The sequence below is a fragment of the Yersinia mollaretii ATCC 43969 genome, assembly GCF_013282725.1.
Taxonomy (GTDB): domain Bacteria; phylum Pseudomonadota; class Gammaproteobacteria; order Enterobacterales; family Enterobacteriaceae; genus Yersinia; species Yersinia mollaretii.
Genome location: NZ_CP054043.1, coordinates 763373 through 781980 on the forward strand (window position 1 = coordinate 763373; position 18608 = coordinate 781980).

The window sequence follows — 18608 nt, forward strand, 5'->3', positions numbered from 1 at the left end:
TCAGTGCTCCCTCAACAACTTGCGTTTTTCATTCCATGCGGTGGTACTGATACTCACCAAAATGATCACGCCGCTGAAAACCGTGTGCCAGTAAGAAGAGACGCTCAGCAGCGTCAGGCCGTTTTGCAAAAATGCCAGCAACATCACGCCCAGCACGGTGCCAGTCAAGGTTCCCCGACCCCCGCTCATACTGGTGCCGCCCAGTACCACTGCCGCCAGCACGGTTAATTCAAATCCCATCAATGAGTTAGGTGCGACCGATTGGGATATCTGCGCCTGAACCACGGCGGCGACGCCTGCCAACATGCCCATGTAGCCATAGACATAGAGATGCAGCCGCAGAATGTTAATCCCCAAACGCGAGGCGGCATCTTTGTTGCTGCCCATGGCGAAAATCTGCCGCCCGAGGCGGGTGTAGTTCATCAACACGCCAGTGACAATAATGGTGGCGGCCAGACAGAACAGCGGGAGGGTCAGGCCATAGTCGTAGCCGTCACTGCCGGTAAATGAGAACCAGTTAATCCCGGTCATAAACCAGTCAGGGAAGCCATACAGCCAAGTGCCGTTGGTGACATAAACCAGCAGACCGTAGAACAGATTCAGTGTGGCAATGGTGATAATAATGGCCGGGACTTTCAGCCAATAGACCAGTAATCCATTTATCAGCCCCAGCACTAAACCGACGGCCATAGCCAAGATGAATGCCAGCGCGAAGCTGCCACCATGAGTAATCACCCATGAAGCCATCACATACTGCGCAATCGCCGTCACTGCTGGGAAAGAGATATCGATGCCACCGGCAATCAGCACCACAAATAAGCCGCAGGCGAGAATACCCAAAATGGCATAACTGGTGGCGACATCGGTTAAGTTCCCCAACGTCAGGAACTCGGCGCTTCTTACACTCAATCCGATCGCCAACAGCAACACCAGCAGACCCAGATAGAACTCATGGCGACCCGTGAGCTGTCGCAGTTTTAGCTTATCCATTGACCACCTCGGCGATCTGTTGTTCGGTGCACTGATGGGGATAGAACTCAGCCACCAGCTCACCCTTTCGCATCACCAACACCCGATGGCTGTTGTAGTACGCCTCCGGGATCTCGTCACAAATCATTAATACCGCCATCCCCTGCGCCGCCAGTGCCTTGGCGATGTGGTAGATCCCCTCTTTGTTGGCGATATCCACTCCTACCGTCGGCGAGTCCAGAATCAGAATACGCGGTTGAGTCGCCACCCATTTGGCAATGGCGATGCGCTGCGCATTACCACCGGATAGGGTTTTTACCGGCAGCGCGGTATCGGAAACTTTAATATTCAGATCCTGCACCAGTTGCTTCACCAGCGCGGCGGCTTTGGGGTGATCCAGCAAACCGCTGCGGGTATGCAATTTGTCGAAAACCGACACAATGGTGTTGTCATAGATCGACTGCTCCATGATCAAACCTTGAGTCAGGCGATCTTCGGAGACATAGCCGATCCCTTGGCGGATCGCGTCGCGGTTATGGCGAAAATGGACCGGCTCGCCAGCAACACGAATTTCGCCACTCTCCGGCTGAGTCATGCCAAACAGACTCAGACACAACTCAGTACGACCCGCTCCCAGCAGACCGGTAATCGAGACAATTTCGCCCTCATGCAGGGTCAGATCGATATTGCGGAACTGCTCGCCACGGCTCAGTTTTTTGACCTCTAGCAGTGGCGCGGCTTGGGCGGCCAAAGGCGGCAGTTGGCTGTAAGTGAAGCGCTGTCCGGTCATGCGGAACGCCAACTCATGGCTATCTAACTCACTGGCAGGCCAAGTGCCAATCAGTTGCCCGTCGCGCATCACGCTGATTCTGTCAGCGACTTCCATCACTTCATCCAGACGGTGGCTAACAAACACCACACAGATGCCTTGCGATTTCAGGTCGCGCACCACATTCAGCAAACCTTTCACTTCCTGACTGGTCAGCGAAGCGGTCGGCTCATCCATAATCACCAAGCGGGCATCGGCGGCGATCGCCCGGCAGATCGCCACTAACTGGCGGTCCGCAATGGAGAGCTGCTCCACTTTTTTATCGGGATCGAGAGTAACGCCGACCCGCTGCATGGCAGCCAGCGCCCGATCGCGCATACTTTTACGTTTCACCCAGAAGTCGCCGCCGGGCAGATAGCGGTGGACGGCAATGTTTTCTGAGACCGTTAAATTAGGGAACAGCGACAGGTCTTGGTAGATAACCTGTATGCCATAGAAGAAGGAGAGTTGCGGCGTCAACTGATGGAACAGCTTGCCGTCAATCAGGATGCTTGCGCCTTTCTCTGGCTGATAAACCCCTGAAATCACTTTAATAATGGTGCTCTTGCCGCAACCGTTCTGGCCTGCCAGACAGTGCACTTCGCCTTTGTTCAGGGTGAGATTCACCTGATCCAGCGCCAGTACGCCGGGGAATCGCTTACTGATATTTTCAAGCGTGATGAATGCGTTGGCCTGAGTCATGACAATACCTTCCCTAACGCCATCAGCATGGCGCTATTTTTGCTGCTATTTGGTGAGGGTGGTGAGGGCAGTGAGGCTGCTTTCCCACTGCCTGTTTTACTGCTGAACCCCGCCCGGAAGCGGGTTATTCCCTAGTGTGGCGTCTGAAGATCAGAAACCTAATTTTTAGATTAGAAACCTAATGTTTTCGCATTATCTTTGGTGACTTCAAGAATCTTGTTAAAGCGGATCACGCCTTTTTCGCTGTCAACATCCGCTTTACCCAAGCCGTCGATGGTCAAGTCTGGCGTCACTTTCTGCCCTTTCAGCAGTTGATTGGCAATCTCTACCACCGCAAAACCGGCATCTTTCGGGTCCCACAACAGCGCTTTTTTGATATCACCGCGCATCAAGTAAGGGGCCGCTTGAGCTGGCATCGCAATACCGACTACCGCGATTTGATCTTTAGCGCGTTTCTTGGCAACGGCTTGACCCGCACCAATCGGCCCCAGTGAACCAAAACCAATGATCCCTTTCATTTGCGGATAGGTTTTCATCAGATCCAGTGTGGTGGAGTAAGACTTATCAATGTTCTCAGCCACTGGCAGGCGCGGGGTGACTTCGAACATGTCAGGGTATTTTTCTTTCTGATATTTGATGGCGTAATCTGCCCAAGCATTATGCAGTGGCACTGTCAGAGAGCCGACATAGATGGCATAGCCCCCTTTGCCGCCCATGGCTTTTGCCAGCTCATCCATATTGGCCTGCGCATATTTTTCGCTGTCGATGGTTTCCACATCCCACTGCCCAATACGCTGATCCGGTGATTCATGGGTCAGCACCACAATGCCCTTCTCTTGGGCCTTTTTCAGTACTGGTTCCAGCACTTTGGCGTCATTTGGCACCACAATGATGGCATCCACGTTTTTGGCAATCAGATCTTCAATCACTTTAACTTGTTGCGCTGGATCGGGTGTCGCTGGCCCCACTTGGTAAGCATTCACATCCAATTTTTTCGCGGCTTCATTGACGCCCACTTCCATGCGGGTAAACCAAGGAATGCCAGTCACTTTCGCCACGACGGCAATTTCAGGTTTTTTCTCTGCCATCGTTTGCGTGGTGAACAGCATGCATGCCGAAACAACACATGCATTCAGTAATGCGAGATTAAATTTCATAGCAATACCTTCTTGTTTTCTTTCAGATAACGGGTGGGTTGCAGGGTGAAGAGTCAGTGGTGTTGCAAAAAAATGAGTTGTATTGCAAAGTGCGCGTTTTATTTTCATGTGACTGCTTTTCACACACAGAAGATTAACAAAGGAACACAAGAGGCTGCGCGACGAGGCAGAGCAAACTGTGATGCAAGCCCAGAAAAGTAAAATCTAATGAGTTATTAAGTTAAAATAGGGTTAATAGAATAATGAAAAGAATAAATCTGATCAAAACAAGAGTGAATAACAACACATAAACATCAATAAATTAACATTATTATTACAATGCACTTTTTACGGCTCACATGTAGCACGCCAATAACCCCATTTTATTCGCCGCCAGAACCCTCATTGTTCGAAACTGAGAGTGTGATCCCATTTCGCGATCACCGGATAAACACGGCACCCTTTTCTGAGTCCCATTTTCTGCTTATTGCGGGGCAGTGGCGCGGTTTGTGTCGCGATCACTCACGCTATAGCTCTCGCGTTGATCTTTTTCTTTCATTTACTGCGGATATGATACAATTCACTGAAAGCTACACTCGCTTATCGATAGCCTGCCTTTATGACCATTCACTACGCGATCCCTGCTTTTAATGTAAAAATTGCGTCAATTGTCGTCTTCCCAAAAACAATAATTGATCACCAGTGTCTGACAAGATGTATCGCTATCGAGTTATGTCCTTATGCGCTACACACTCGCACTTAATGCATAACGATAGAGCTGACATGATAAAACCGCAGAAATTCCATATTTCCCTGCTCCACCCGCGCTATTGGCTCACTTGGTTTGGCCTGGGTTTGCTGTTTCTGTTAGTCCAACTGCCCTACCCAGTGCTTAACAAACTGGGGATTTGGCTGGGGCGCACCTCCATGCGCTTCCTCAAGCGGCGGGTCTCCATCGCTCGACGCAATCTGGAACTCTGTTTCCCTGATATGGACAAGCAGACCCTCGAACGCACGATTGTCGGCAATTTTGAATCCTTGGGCATGGGGTTGATGGAGACGGGTATGGCGTGGTTCTGGCCCGACTCTCGTATTAAACGTTGGTTTACTGTCTCCGGCCTGAATAACCTGAAAAAAGCGCAGGAGGGCAACCGTGGCGTCTTGGTGATTGGCGTGCACTTTATGTCACTGGAACTGGGTGGCCGCGTGATGGGGCAGTGTCAGCCGATGATGGCGATGTACCGCCCACACAACAATAAGGTGATGGAGCTGGTACAGACTTGGGGCCGGATGCGCTCCAATAAGGCGATGCTCGACCGCAAAGATCTCCGTGGCATGGTGCAAGCACTGAAAAAAGGTGAAGCGGTCTGGTTTGCGCCGGATCAAGACTACGGCCCACGTGGCAGCGTGTTTGCGCCGCTGTTTGCCGTCGATAAAGCGGCGACCACTAGCGGCACCTTTATGCTGGCCCGTCTGGCAAAACCAGCACTGCTGCCGTTAGTTTTACTGCGCAAAGCCGATGGCAGTGGCTATGAGCTGCTGATACAACCGGCGCTGGAAGATTATCCCATCGACGATGAAGTGGCCGCCGCCAGTTATATGAATAAGGTGATTGAGCAAGAGATCTTGCGCGCGCCAGAGCAATATCTCTGGTTGCACCGCCGCTTTAAAACCCGCCCCGCCGGTGAGCCATCACTCTACTAAATGCCACATGACGTAAAATCCACTAACAGAATAAACCCGCGCTAAAATGCGGGTTTTTTTATTGCCTCAACCAGCCCTCCCTTTTGCATAACTGTACCCCTATCCCCCACCACCTCTGCACTAAAAAGCATCAACCTGCCGATAAATGCGTCATTTAAGTGCGCCCAGCCCAGTCTCGACCCACCTATTAAGGGTTAACCCCTAGTAATTACTCAGATGATCAATGAAATGCAACTCTGGCATCCCATTTGCTAATACCAAACTGGCTACACGCCAACAGACAGCGACGGTGCATCACGGGTGCGCCACAAAATTAAAATAGGTTCGACTTTGCCTCACAGGACGCTTTCATGAAAAAAATGATGTTTTCAACGCTGGTTGCTGCCGCCTCATTAGTGGCATTAGCGGGTCAGGCCCACGCGGGTACTACTTTGGATGCGGTGAAGAAAAAAGGTTTTGTGCAGTGCGGTATCAGTGATGGATTACCCGGCTTCTCTTACGCCGATGCCAGCGGCAAATTCTCCGGCCTTGATGTCGATGTCTGCCGTGGTGTGGCTGCCGCCATCTTTGGTGATGCAGAAAAAGTGAAATATACCCCGCTGACGGCAAAAGAGCGCTTTACCGCCCTGCAATCTGGCGAAGTGGATATTTTGTCCCGTAACACCACTTGGACCTCATCCCGCGATGCGGGTATGGGGATGCTGTTTACGGGCGTGAACTATTACGACGGCATCGGCTTCCTGACCCACAATAAAGCCGGGCTGAAGAGCGCCAAAGAGCTGGATGGTGCCACGGTCTGTATTCAGGCGGGCACAGATACTGAGTTGAATGTCGCTGACTACTTTAAAGCCAACAAAATGCAATACACCCCGGTCACTTTCGATCGCTCTGATGAGAGTGCCAAGGCACTGGACTCTGGTCGTTGCGACACACTGGCCTCTGACCAATCCCAGCTCTATGCACTGCGTATCAAGTTAGGGAAGCCAGATGAATTTATCGTTTTGCCAGAAGTGATCTCAAAAGAGCCGCTGGGGCCAGTAGTGCGCCGGGGTGACGAAGATTGGTTCGCCGTCGTACGCTGGACACTGTTTGCCATGCTGAATGCGGAAGAGATGGGTGTGACCTCGAAAAACGTCGAAGCACTGGCGGCGAAACCCACCACTCCAGATATGGCCCACCTGTTAGGTCAGGAAGGCAACTACGGCAAAGATTTGAAAGTGCCGAATGATTGGGTGGTAAAAATCGTCAAGCAAGTGGGTAACTATGGCGAAAGTTTTGACCGTAATGTCGGTATGGGCAGTGAGCTGAAAATCAAACGCGGCCAAAATGCGCTGTGGAACAATGGTGGCCTCCAATACGCACCACCGGTTCGCTGATAACAGATGTGCTCTCCGGCAGGTTCGCCTGCCGGATGTATGACCCAGACCGAGGCCCACACTATGTCACAACGCCCAACCGTCAAAGGTGCCTTTTCGCTGACCAACCCAGCGGTGCGCGCCTGGTTGTATCAAATCATTGCACTATTGATACTGATCGGATGCGGTGCGTACCTGATTCATAACACCATTACCAATCTATCCACCCGGGGCATCACCTCCGGCTTTGCTTTTCTGAACAACAGCGCTGGTTTTGGCATCGTTCAGCACCTTATCGACTATAAGCAGGGCGATACCTACGGGCGCGTGTTCTTCGTCGGGCTATTCAACACCCTGCTGGTTTCAGTACTGTGCATCTTCTTTGCGTCGATACTGGGCTTCTTTATCGGGCTAGCGCGTCTGTCTGACAACTGGCTATTACGCAAACTATCGACTATCTACATCGAAATCTTCCGTAATATCCCGCCGCTGTTGCAAATCTTCTTCTGGTATTTCGCGGTGTTGCGCAATTTGCCGGGGCCACGGCAAAGTATGGATGCTTTTGGCGTCGCCTTTCTGAGTAACCGTGGCCTCTATTTACCGTCACCGGAATGGGCTGCCGGTTTTATGCCTGCGTTGATTGCCGTGCTACTGGCGGTGGCCGCCATGTTCGCCCTCTATCGCTATAATCATTTTCGCCAGTTACATACCGGCCAGTTCCACCGCACTTGGCCAATAGGTTTATTGCTATTGATTGCCCTGCCCGCCTTGTCCCATTTTATGTTTGGCCCGGCGCTGCACTGGGATATCCCCGAACTGCGCGGTTTTAATTTTAAAGGCGGGTTGGTGCTCATCCCTGAATTGGCCGCCTTAACACTCGCGCTGTCGGTTTACACCTCCACCTTTATTGCGGAAGTGATTCGCTCCGGCATTCAGTCCGTGCCCTACGGCCAGCATGAAGCGGCCCGATCGCTGGCGCTGCCGAATACCGTCACCTTACGTCAGGTGATTTTGCCGCAGGCACTGCGGGTCATCATTCCGCCACTGACCAGCCAATATCTGAATATCGTCAAAAACTCCTCACTGGCAGCCGCCATCGGTTACCCCGATATGGTGTCGTTGTTCGCCGGTACCGTGCTGAACCAAACCGGTCAGGCGATAGAAACCATCGCCATCACCATGTCGGTCTATCTGGTTATCAGCCTATCCATTTCATTTTTAATGAATATCTACAATCGGCGCATTGCGCTGGTCGAGCGCTAAGGGGAGCGAATGACGATGACATTAACCCGCGAACCACCCCGTACTGTGCGGCCGGGTAACCCGCTGAGTCGGATGGTCTTTTGGGCCAGAAAGAATCTCTTCTCCAGTTGGAGCAATAGCCTGCTAACCCTGTTCTGTTTGTGGCTGATGTGGCAGTTGATCCCACCGCTGCTGAATTGGACAATTTTTAACGCCAACTGGCTAGGCACATCACGTACCGACTGTACCCGCGAAGGGGCCTGTTGGGTCTTTATTCATGCACGCTTTGGCCAATTTATGTATGGCCTCTACCCCATTGAGCAGCGCTGGCGCATCAATACCACACTCATCATTGGATTACTCACACTGATCCCGCTGTTTTGGCGTGGGATGCCTCGTCGTGGCCGCTATCTGGCGGTCTGGATGGTGGCCTACCCGCTGCTGGTTTGGGTGATGCTCTATGGCGGTTTTCTAGGGCTGAGCCGCGTGGAAACTCACCAATGGGGTGGACTGACACTGACACTCATCATCGCCGCCGTTGGCATTGCTGGTGCACTGCCACTAGGTATCTTGCTGGCGCTGGCTCGCCGCTCCAGTATGCCGGTGGTACGCATTCTGTCGGTGGCCTTTATCGAGTTCTGGCGCGGGGTGCCGTTAATCACCGTGCTATTTATGTCTTCGGTGATGCTGCCACTGTTTATGACCGAAGGCACCAGCATCGATAAGCTGATCCGCGCCTTAGTGGGAGTGGTGCTGTTCCAGTCTGCCTATGTGGCGGAAGTGGTGCGCGGCGGGTTGCAAGCCCTGCCCAAAGGCCAGACTGAAGCCGCAGAGTCACTGGGGCTGGGCTACTGGAAAACCCAAGGGCTGGTTATCTTGCCGCAAGCTCTGAAAATGGTGATTCCGGGGCTGGTGAACACCATTATTGCCCTGTTTAAAGATACCAGTTTGGTGATCATCATTGGCCTGTTTGATCTGTTCAGCAGTGTGCAACAAGCCACCGTTGACCCCGCTTGGTTGGGGATGTCAACCGAGGGCTATGTCTTCGCCGCTGCGGTTTACTGGATTTTCTGTTTCAGCATGTCGCGCTACAGCCAGCATCTGGAGAAGCGCTTTCACACCGGACGTTCCCCCCATTGAGGCATAATATGAGCGACAATCAGCCAAACTTCGGCGATAAGATGATGATTACGCTGGAAAACGTCAATAAGTGGTACGGGCAGTTCCACGTATTGAAAGATATCAATCTACATGTGCGCCCCGGCGAACGCATTGTGCTGTGCGGCCCTTCCGGCTCCGGCAAATCGACGACTATCCGCTGCATCAACCATCTGGAAGAGCATCAGCAGGGGAAGATCATGGTGGATGGCATTGAGCTGAATGATGATTTGCGAAATATCGAGCGGGTGCGTACCGAGGTCGGCATGGTGTTTCAACACTTCAATCTGTTCCCACACTTAACCGTGATGCAGAACTGTACACTGGCCCCGAGCTGGGTGCGCAAAATGCCGAAGAAGGAGGCCGATGAACTGGCGATGCACTATCTGGAGCGGGTGCGGATTGCCGAGCACGCCCATAAGTTCCCCGGTCAGCTCTCCGGCGGGCAGCAGCAGCGCGTGGCGATTGCCCGCTCACTCTGCATGAAACCGAAAATCATGCTGTTCGACGAACCCACTTCGGCGCTCGACCCGGAGATGGTCAAGGAGGTGCTGGATACCATGATCAGTCTGGCGCACGAAGGCATGACCATGCTGTGTGTGACCCACGAAATGGGGTTCGCCCGCACTGTCGCCGACCGGGTTATTTTTATGGATCGCGGCGAAATCGTCGAGCAAGCACCGCCTGCCGAGTTCTTCTCGAACCCGAAATCCGAGCGCACGCAGGCATTTTTGGCACAAGTTATTCACTAGTAATGATGTATCCCCAAAGTCATTGATTTTGCAGGGAGGCAGCCAGTTAACGAATCCCGATGAGCTTACTCAAGTAAGTGATTCGGGTGAGTAAACGCAGCTAACACTCCTGCAACTTCAAGGACGACGGGGATTTTTTTATTCCCCTACTCCACCAGATCGTCAAACAAAATGCGGTCATGGGTGATATGTGACTCCGGGCACAAGAAGATGAATTCAACTTCTGTTTTGGTAATAAGTTGATGGGCGGTATTCGGGTAAATACAGAATACCGAACCCCTGGCAAAGCTATCTACGCGCTTATTTTTTAGCTCGCCCGCAATAACATCTGCCGTCCAAATAGTGCCCTCACCCGAGATGATGATGTACCACTCGTCATCTTCAGTATGGCTGTGGCACCCCACACATCTCCCCCGCGCCAACTGGGTTCCATAGGCCCGTAAGCCCTCCTTTTTAATCATGTTGGTAATGGAAATACCCACCGTATTATCGGCTATTGCATTATTACAGTTAAAATCTGAGAAACTAATCATAAAAACCTCCTTGTTGAAAATTGAGAAATAATAGACTTGCAGGTAAAAGATAATCGCTATTTAATAACTTCACAATCGCAAAAATAAAAAATACCACCAACCATTTGCCTATTAATTAATTCAACAAATTAACAGGAGATAAATAAGATGGATAAACATATATTACAAGCACTGAGTGTTTCAATACGATTTTGGGAGCACAGCTCCGAGCCTTGGGGTGTTAAAGATAATGAATCGCGGTTTGTTTATGCAAATAATAAATATAATAAATTACTGGCTTTACCTGATAACTTTTGTGTCGAGGGGCGATTAGACGGCGAACTCCCCGCACCAACCTCAGATTTTCAGGCCGAATTTCAAGCACATGACCGAAAAGTGGAGTTAGAGAAAGATCGCGTAACTTCACTTGAAATACATGAGTTTGGGGGGGAGTCCTATGTTCAACCTTGGTTTTTTGATAAGTACCCCTTAATCGATGGCAATGGTGTCTCTGTTGGAACTGTATTTCATGGTCGACCAGTGGAAAATACAACATTAATACGTTTAACAAAAATAAAAACGCCCACATCGCTTATCTTTACGCCACCCTCTACTCTATTTTCAAAAAGAGAGTGGGAAGTCCTATTTTATCTTCTACACGAATACGCTAGTGCGGAGATCGCTAATAAACTTTTCCTGTCAAATAGAACAGTCTGCAATATTATCCAAAATATTTATCGCAAGGCGGGGGTCTCCAGCAAACGGCAAATTATTGAGTATTGTGATGCAAAAAATATTAATAATTATATTCCTCAAAGTTTCTTTGACCGCACAGGCTCTTTCCTCTTTATGCCGAAAGAAGCCAATGGCGATTAGCAGAGCTACTGTTTTACCGAGGATCTCTTTTGCCGGAGAGCTTTTTTACCACAATAAATGCCCCATCAGCGGGGCAGCAATCACCGTAATGATACCAGCCAGCATCATCACCAAACTGGAGACAACGCCCTCCTGCTGCCCCATCTCATAAGCTTTCGCCGTGCCCGCGCCGTGGGAGGAGGCGCCCAAGCCCGCGCCTTTTGCCAACCCACTGCGCACAGATAAGCGCAGAAACAGCAAGTCCCCAACCGCCATCCCAAATACCCCTGTTATCACCACAAACAGTGCCACCAAATCAGGTTGCCCGCCCAGTTGTTTAGCCGCTTCCAGCGCAAAAGGCGTGGTGATGGAGCGCACCGCCAAACTGCGTTGCACCTCTTCCGACAGAGTGAGTAGCCTCGCCAACCACACCGAGCTGACCACTGCCACAGTGACGGCAGTTATCACCCCTGCAGTGAGTGATAACCAGTGGCGGCGAATAATCGACAAATTCTCATACACCGGTACAGCAAAAGCGATGGTTGCTGGCCCCAGTAACCACAGCAACCAATGCGTCTCACCAATATAATCCTGATAAGAGATATGGGTGACCACCAGCAGCAGCACTAACACCATGGGCGTCAGCACCAAGGGCATTAGCAGCAAGGAGCGGCGGCGGCGATAGAGTTTTTTGTTGGCAAAATAGAGTGCCAGTGTCGCCAGAAAACAGGCGATGCTGATAATAAAATCATTCATGGCGATTAGACTTGCGGCGTTGTAGCCACACCTCAAAGCGGTAAACGCGATCAACCACTAATCCGGTAGCCGCGAGAGTCAGTGTAGTGCTGACGGCAATCACGGCGAAAATTTTCCAGCCATCGACCATGATCATCTGGGCATAATTCACCACCGCCACCACCGCAGGAACAAAGAACAGCAGCATTTCGGCCAGCAGCCAGCGCGACCCGGCCTGTACCCAGCGCACGGGCAGAATCCGCAGCATAATCATGGCGAGCAGTAATAACATGCCGACAATATTGGCGGGCAAGGGCAGATGAAAGAGGCTAACCAACTGATCAGCAATGATAAATAAGCCCGCATACAGCGCCACTTGAACCGGTACCTGTAAGCGCGTGAGAAGCGACGGCGCAAAACTGCGTAACGCCAACAACATGATGAGAAACCCCAGTGGGAAATTGTGTCAGTGCTCAGTATAGGCCGCAGACAACCTTGCAAAAAATGAATTAAAATCATCGCAATCATGCCTAAATGGCATACTTTATATTTAGGCAATGGTTCCGCTGACTGACAGGAAAAACCGATGGATATCCGAACGCTACGCTATTTCGTCGAAGTGGTACGCCAGCAGAGTTTCACCCGTGCGGCGGAGAAGCTTTTTGTCACCCAACCCACCATCAGCAAAATGCTGCGCAATCTGGAAAATGAGTTGGAGTGCAGCTTGTTGATTCGTGAGGGTCGCCGCCTGCATCTGACCGACAGCGGGCAAGCGGTGTATCAGCGCGGGCTGGCGATCCTCGACCAATTCCAACAGTTGGAAGCGGAGCTGGAAGATATTGCCTCATTGAAGAAGGGCAAATTGCGTCTAGGGATTCCGCCGATGGTCGGCACCCAAATGGCGGTGCTGATCAGTGAATTTCGCCAAAGTTACCCCGGTGTAGAGCTGCAAATTGCCGAGTTTGGCGGCTTAACCGTACAACAGGCGGTGCTCTCCGGCGAACTAGATTTGGCCCTCACCGCCCTTCCCGCTGATGCTGGTCTACCACTGACTGCACTGCCGCTATTCAGCCATCCACTCTGTGTGGTAGTGCCACGTACCGCGTTCTGGCTGAACCGCACCACCATCACTATTCCCGAGTTGGCCGACCAATCAATCCTGATTTATAACGAGGACTTCGCCCTCTACCGCCAGTTAATGGAGGCTTTCACTGCTGCGGGTTTTATTCCCAAAATCGCCGTTCGCAGTGGTCAATGGGACTTTTTAGCCGCCATGGTGCAAGCCCATGTCGGGATCGCCATTTTGCCGGAACCGATTTGCCAGCGGTTGGATAAAAAAGCGCTGTTATGGCTGCAGTTAGCACCAGAAATGCCGTGGCAGTTGGGGTTGATTTGGCGACAGGGAAGTTATCTTTCTCACAGTGCGCAGGCGTGGATTAGCCGCTGCCGTGAATTTTGGCCCAATGGTTCATTGGTTGAGATCAATCCGGCCGCCAAACAGCAGCCGGATTAGGGAGAAACTACCCCTCTTTTTCGATCAGCAGTGCTTCCAGTAGATCCAGATCATGCAACAGTTTTTGCAGGGTTTCGTTACTGATTTTCTGGGTGGCGCGCAGGTGATACAGCTCGCCACGTTCGGCCCGCAGCGCGGTTAAACGGAAACGCCGCTCTAGATTTTCGATCAATAAGGTGTTCTCGACTTCATCCTTACTGCCGGTGCGCCGTCGCAAAGTGCCGATGACCCGTGAGCTGACCTCTTTAAGCAGCTCAGGATCGATATTCTCCTCACTGCTGGCCGCCAGCCGCTCTTCCATCTTGTTCAGACTGACAATCGCCACTTCCGCCGCTGCCGCCCGGGCTAAGCGAATCTCTTCACGGCTGGCACTCTTGTCTGCCATGACCACACCGCGCAGTAACGGCGGCAGGGCAATGACCCCGACGATGACCGACAGCAGGATGACTCCCGTGGCGATAAACACCAATTGATAACGAGAGGGGAAAGCTGAGCCATCGCTCAGGAATAACGGAATCGACAGCACACCTGCCAGCGTAATCGCCCCACGCACCCCCGCGAACGACGCCACCCATAGCTCGCGCGTGGTGTAGTTGCTAAACTCCAGTGGCCGCTTCTTCAGTAAACGCTTACTGAATCTTTTCATCATCCACAGCCAGCTAAAGCGCAGCACCAGCAATGCGCCATAAATGATGGCAACATCCGCAAACAGATTCCAAGTTTGGATGGTCGGGTCCAGCTCCGCCTGCACGATCGAGGTTTCCAGTATCCCCGGCAGTTGCAGGCCCAACAGGATAAACACCATGCCGTTAAACACGAACTCCAGCATCGACCAGACACTGTCAGCACGTAACCGCATTGTCAGTGGGGCATTACGAATCACGCCAGATTGGCTGATGGTCATACCCGCCGCCACGGCGGCCAAGATACCGGAGACGCCAATATGTTCGGCAATCAGGTAAGAGGCAAAAGGTAACAGCAGCAGCAAGACGATTTGTGTCGCCGGGTCATCGCCACTCCAGCGGCTCATCAAGCGCAGCGATTTACTGTAGAGCCAAGTGACCGCAACCCCGGCCAGCAGGCCGCCGATGGCGACTTTCAGGAACTCCAATGTGGCACCGGACACAGTGAATATCATGGTGCCCATTGCCACCGCAATGGCAAACTTCAGCGCCACCAGACCGGAAGCATCGTTCATCAACGCCTCCCCTTCCAGCACGCCCATAATTGATTTCGGTATGCGCCCTTTCCCCACGATACCGGATAGCGCCACGGCATCCGTTGGCGATAATACCGCCGCCAGTGCAAAGGCCGCCACCAGCGGAATACCCGGCACCATCCAGTAGATCAGATAGCCGATACCCACCACGGTGACCAGCACCAAGGCCAGTGCCAGACCCAATATCTCCCGCCCGTGATGAATAAACTCCCGCGTCGGTGTTTTCCAACCATCAGCAAAGAGCAGCGGCGGGATAAACAGCACCAAGAAGAGTTCCGGGTCAAAATCGACATGCAAACCAAAGTGGGGCCAAGCTAACAAGGCACCACAGACAATCTGCATCAATGGGAGGGGGATTTGAAACGGCAACATTCGGGTGACCACGCCGGAGAGCGACACCACCAGAATCAAAATGAGGATTGTAAAAAAGATTTCCATGCTTTCCTTAGACTCAACTCAACACTACCTAACAATCAAACTCGCCCGTCGTCAGGGCCAACGCGTAGCTTTTGATAGTAGATCACTTTTTTATTAAACGGGGAAAAAAACGGTAACAGAGTGCAGGAAAAAACAGAGAAGTGCGGTTATCGCCGCATTGGCACTATTGGGGACAGGGCGTCCCCAATAGTCGTGAGCTTAAATCGCCCAACCGCCTGCATAGAATGCCACCAGCGCAACCGCAATAACCACGGTGCCGATGTTCAGTCTACGCCATTCGCCGGAACAGATACGGCCAATCACCAGTGAGCTGAAGCCCAGCATGATACCGGTCACGATATTACAGGTCAGCACGATAAACACGGCGCAAAGCAGGCCGGACATCGCATCAACAAAATCGTCGAAATCCAGTTTGGACACATTGCTCAACATCAGCAAGCCCACGTACATCAGGGCCGGAGCCGTGGCGTAAGCAGGAACCAAATAGGAGAGCGGCGAGAGGAACAGCATGAACAGGAACAGCACACCGACCACGGTTGCGGTCATACCGGTTTTACCGCCTGCCGCCGTACCCGCCGCAGATTCGATATACACCGCAGCAGGGGCCGCGCCCACTAAACCGGCAAAGATGCTGCTGACGGAGTCAGAGGTCAGCGCTTTGCCGCCGCTGATAATCTGGCCATCTTTATCCAGCAAGTTGGCCTGACCCGCCACCGCGCGGATGGTGCCTGTGGCATCAAACACCGCAGTCATCACCAACGCCAGCACACTTGGCAGCACCACAGGTTTCAGTGCACCCATGATATCGAGGCTGAAAATCAACGAGTCGCCGTTAGCATCCGCCAGACTTGGCATAGCAAACAGCCCTTGATAGGTCACACTAGGGTCAAAAATCAGACCAATCACTGAGATGCCGATAATCACGAGCAGAATGCCACCCGGCACCCGCAGTTTTTCCAAACCGAAAATCACCGCCAGACCCAATAACGTCATAATCACCGGGAAAGAGGTAAATGCGCCCAGCGCCACTGGCAAACCTTCAATCGGGTTTTTGATTACCAAGCCGACACCGTTTGCCGCAATCAGCAGCAGGAACAGGCCGATACCAATGCCGGTGCCGTGCGCCACGCCCATCGGCAAGTTACGCAATATCCATGAGCGGATACCGGTGACGGAGATAATGGTAAACAGTACCCCCATCAGGAATACGGCACCCAGCGCCACAGGAATACTGATGTGTTGGCCCAATACCAAACTGAATGCAGTAAACGCGGTCAATGAGATAGCGCAACCAATCGCCATCGGCAAATTCGCCCACAAGCCCATCAACAGAGAACCTAAGCCCGCCACCAGACAGGTCGCGACAAACACCGCTGTTGGCGGGAAGCCCGCTTTGCCCAACATGCTTGGCACCACGATGACCGAGTAGACCATCGCCAAAAAGGTCGTCAGACCGGCCAGCACTTCTTGGCGTACATTACTGCCACGTTCACTGATCTTGAAAAATGCATCAAGCGAACTTTTTGGCTTTGCTGCCGAGTTCGTTTGAGGATTGGTGCTAGACATGGTTATGTCCCCTGTGTGTGTCATTATAAAGTCGTCAGCAAGCCAAGCGCCCTTTCCCTACGTAATCGTTTCCGTCCCTGCCGATTAACTCATCAATCCCCCCAACGCCAAGATGACGGAGGAAATAGCAATCGATTAGCTGGAAGTGCGCATGACTGAAAAAAAATCGAGATTTAGGGCAGATGTAATTTAAGGCAAACGATTATCTAGCCAACAGCAGTGACTAATCAACACCAGAACGCGACATTTAATGCATTTTTTAACATTAATTTGTCCGTGAGCATCAAATCAATGCCAAACGAAAGTGTGAGCTGACTCACACCCGTTGGCCCTGAGTGAACTTGGATACTAAATAGCCGATAGTCAGCTCTCCAATTTGTAGGCACCGCCCTTCTCAATCGCCTGTTGATAGGCGGGGCGCTGATGAATCCGCACTAAGAAATCTTGCAGTTTCGGGAAGCCCTCAAGGCCGCCACGGCTATTGATCGCTTCGATAGGGAAGCTCATTTGGATATCTGCCGCACTGAAATCACTGCCAGCAAACCACCGATGCTGAGTGAGATGCTGCTCCAGATAGTCGCGGTGCGTGGTAATTTGCTTATTCAGATAATTTTTCTGCACCCCTTCGCCCAATGCCTTGGCAACCGGACGGATTATCCACGGCACTGGCGGCCCACCCAATCGGCTGAAGATCAGCTTCATCACCAGCAGTGGCATCAGTGAACCCTCCGCATAGTGCATCCAGTAGCGAAACTGCTGGCGATCATAATGGCCGGTTGGCTTAAACAGCCCTTGAGCATCATAGGCTTCCTGCAAATATTCGATGATCGCACCGGACTCCGCCAGAGTCAGATCGCCGTCAGTAATGACCGGAGATTTACCCAGCGGATGAATTTTTTTCAGTTCAGGGGGAGCCAACAAGCTACCCGAGTCGCGCTGATAGCGCTTCAACTCATAGGGGACTTGCAACTCTTCGAGCATCCACAAAATACGCTGTGAACGTGAATTATTTAGATGGTGAACAATGACCATAACCAAGCTCCATATGATAGGTAACAGAAAGAGTTACAACGGCAGAGAGATGATTATAGTCGAGTAGGCGTTAACACTTTATTATTCTGCATTATCGTCAAATTACAGTCGTTAGGTTGTATTGGTGAATTACAGCCTATGAGTTGTATTTTGCATTTACAGCTTATTGATAACCCCATACAAAAAACCCAGCTATTACACTGGGTTTTATTGATTTCTCTGTTTTTAAAAACAGGGATCAGAAAGGAATATCGTCGTCGAAATCCATTGGTGGCTCATTGCCGCCTTGCGGCTGTGCTGCTGGCGCAGATTGCGCTGGGCGTGAAGTCTGGCCGCCGCTGAACTGGTTGCCACCTTGTGGCTGCTGAGGTTGACCCCAACCGCCTTGCGCGCCGCCCTCTTGTGAGGCGCCACCCCCTGCCGGAGCACCGCCGCCTTGACGACCACCTAGCATTTGCATGGTGCCGCCAACGTTAACCACAACTTCAGTGGTGTATTTCTCAACACCCGCCTGATCTGTCCACTTACGGGTTTGTAGAGCGCCTTCGATATAGACTTGAGAGCCTTTACGCAGATATTCACCCGCAACTTCAGCCAGTTTGCCGAACAACACCACACGGTGCCATTCCGTCTTCTCTTTCTGCTCGCCGGTTGCTTTATCACGCCAGCTTTCGGAAGTCGCCAGGGTGATATTGGCAACAGCGCCGCCGTTAGGCATGTAGCGGACTTCCGGGTCTTGGCCCAAATTCCCGACCAAAATCACTTTGTTTACGCCTCTGCTGGCCATGTGAACTCTCCTGATGAAGTAAATTTTGTACAGTATAAACGAGTAAGTTTAACACGCTAACCACCAAACGGCACAACAGATCATAACTGCGTAATGCGTTACAGATTTATCGCGTAATCTGTCTT

Annotated in this window: 17 protein-coding genes; 7 read left to right on the top strand and 10 right to left on the bottom strand. The window is 51.8% G+C overall.

What is annotated here, in order from left to right; translation table 11 throughout:
* The 3 genes from HRD69_RS03340 to HRD69_RS03350 all read right to left on the bottom strand — a co-directional run bounded on the left by HRD69_RS03340 (window position 1) and on the right by HRD69_RS03350 (window position 3636).
* Entirely contained in the window at window positions 1-990 is a 990-nt protein-coding gene (locus HRD69_RS03340; RefSeq protein ID WP_032814822.1) for an ABC transporter permease, read from the bottom strand.
* Window positions 983-2479, bottom strand: a complete 1497-nt coding sequence (locus tag HRD69_RS03345) for a sugar ABC transporter ATP-binding protein (RefSeq protein WP_004875741.1) — start codon at window positions 2477-2479, stop codon at window positions 983-985. The genes HRD69_RS03340 and HRD69_RS03345 overlap by 8 nt, the downstream gene beginning before the upstream one ends.
* A 170-nt stretch (window positions 2480-2649) precedes the next feature.
* Window positions 2650-3636 (bottom strand): autoinducer 2 ABC transporter substrate-binding protein, encoded by a 987-nt coding sequence (locus tag HRD69_RS03350; RefSeq protein WP_032814821.1) that lies wholly within the window; start codon window positions 3634-3636, stop codon window positions 2650-2652.
* 762 nt (window positions 3637-4398) lie between these two features.
* On the opposite strand from HRD69_RS03350, the gene lpxP reads away from it, so the two are divergent.
* The 5 genes from lpxP to HRD69_RS03375 all read left to right on the top strand — a co-directional run bounded on the left by lpxP (window position 4399) and on the right by HRD69_RS03375 (window position 9826).
* Window positions 4399-5319 (top strand): kdo(2)-lipid IV(A) palmitoleoyltransferase, encoded by a 921-nt coding sequence (lpxP, locus tag HRD69_RS03355; protein WP_049611806.1) that lies wholly within the window; start codon window positions 4399-4401, stop codon window positions 5317-5319.
* 350 nt (window positions 5320-5669) lie between these two features.
* Entirely contained in the window at window positions 5670-6695 is a 1026-nt protein-coding gene (locus HRD69_RS03360; RefSeq protein WP_004876439.1) for an amino acid ABC transporter substrate-binding protein, read from the top strand.
* Between the two features lie 63 nt (window positions 6696-6758).
* Window positions 6759-7937, top strand: coding sequence for an amino acid ABC transporter permease (locus HRD69_RS03365; RefSeq protein WP_032815133.1), 1179 nt, complete (start codon window positions 6759-6761; stop codon window positions 7935-7937).
* A 15-nt stretch (window positions 7938-7952) separates the two neighbouring features.
* The gene (locus HRD69_RS03370) at window positions 7953-9056 is read left to right on the top strand and encodes an amino acid ABC transporter permease (RefSeq protein WP_004876435.1); all 1104 of its coding nucleotides are present in this window, start codon (window positions 7953-7955) and stop codon (window positions 9054-9056) included.
* Between the two features lie 8 nt (window positions 9057-9064).
* Entirely contained in the window at window positions 9065-9826 is a 762-nt protein-coding gene (locus tag HRD69_RS03375) for an amino acid ABC transporter ATP-binding protein (protein ID WP_004876433.1), read from the top strand.
* Between the two features lie 146 nt (window positions 9827-9972).
* Here HRD69_RS03375 and HRD69_RS03380 read toward each other — a convergent pair whose 3' ends face one another.
* Window positions 9973-10359: a hypothetical protein gene (locus HRD69_RS03380; protein WP_004876431.1), complete on the bottom strand. Its 387-nt coding sequence runs from the start codon at window positions 10357-10359 to the stop codon at window positions 9973-9975.
* A gap of 147 nt (window positions 10360-10506) precedes the next feature.
* Here HRD69_RS03380 and HRD69_RS03385 point away from each other — a divergent pair, with 147 nt between their 5' ends.
* Window positions 10507-11214 (top strand): helix-turn-helix transcriptional regulator, encoded by a 708-nt coding sequence (locus HRD69_RS03385; protein ID WP_004876428.1) that lies wholly within the window; start codon window positions 10507-10509, stop codon window positions 11212-11214.
* 45 nt (window positions 11215-11259) lie between these two features.
* Here HRD69_RS03385 and HRD69_RS03390 read toward each other — a convergent pair whose 3' ends face one another.
* Window positions 11260-11949: an LrgB family protein gene (locus tag HRD69_RS03390; RefSeq protein ID WP_032815130.1), complete on the bottom strand. Its 690-nt coding sequence runs from the start codon at window positions 11947-11949 to the stop codon at window positions 11260-11262.
* Window positions 11942-12367, bottom strand: coding sequence for a CidA/LrgA family protein (locus HRD69_RS03395; protein ID WP_032815129.1), 426 nt, complete (start codon window positions 12365-12367; stop codon window positions 11942-11944). The genes HRD69_RS03390 and HRD69_RS03395 overlap by 8 nt, the downstream gene beginning before the upstream one ends.
* A gap of 147 nt (window positions 12368-12514) precedes the next feature.
* Here HRD69_RS03395 and HRD69_RS03400 point away from each other — a divergent pair, with 147 nt between their 5' ends.
* Window positions 12515-13441 carry a LysR family transcriptional regulator gene (locus HRD69_RS03400; protein WP_004876419.1) on the top strand — a complete coding sequence of 309 codons (927 nt, stop codon included), beginning with the start codon at window positions 12515-12517 and terminating at the stop codon, window positions 13439-13441.
* A 7-nt stretch (window positions 13442-13448) separates the two neighbouring features.
* Here the strand turns inward: HRD69_RS03400 and HRD69_RS03405 are convergent, their stop codons facing one another.
* The 4 genes from HRD69_RS03405 to ssb1 form a co-directional block, all read right to left on the bottom strand.
* Window positions 13449-15098, bottom strand: a complete 1650-nt coding sequence (locus tag HRD69_RS03405) for a Na+/H+ antiporter (RefSeq protein WP_032815128.1) — start codon at window positions 15096-15098, stop codon at window positions 13449-13451.
* Between the two features lie 198 nt (window positions 15099-15296).
* A complete protein-coding gene (locus HRD69_RS03410) occupies window positions 15297-16664 on the bottom strand; it encodes an NCS2 family permease (RefSeq protein WP_004876414.1) in 1368 nt (455 codons plus the stop codon).
* Between the two features lie 363 nt (window positions 16665-17027).
* On the bottom strand, window positions 17028-17696 hold the full coding sequence (locus tag HRD69_RS03415) for a glutathione S-transferase family protein (RefSeq protein ID WP_004876412.1): 669 nt from the start codon (window positions 17694-17696) through the stop codon (window positions 17028-17030).
* Window positions 17697-17934: 238 nt separating this feature from the next.
* Window positions 17935-18483 carry a single-stranded DNA-binding protein SSB1 gene (gene ssb1 / locus HRD69_RS03420; protein ID WP_004876410.1) on the bottom strand — a complete coding sequence of 183 codons (549 nt, stop codon included), beginning with the start codon at window positions 18481-18483 and terminating at the stop codon, window positions 17935-17937.
* Between the last annotated feature and the right edge of the window lie 125 nt (window positions 18484-18608).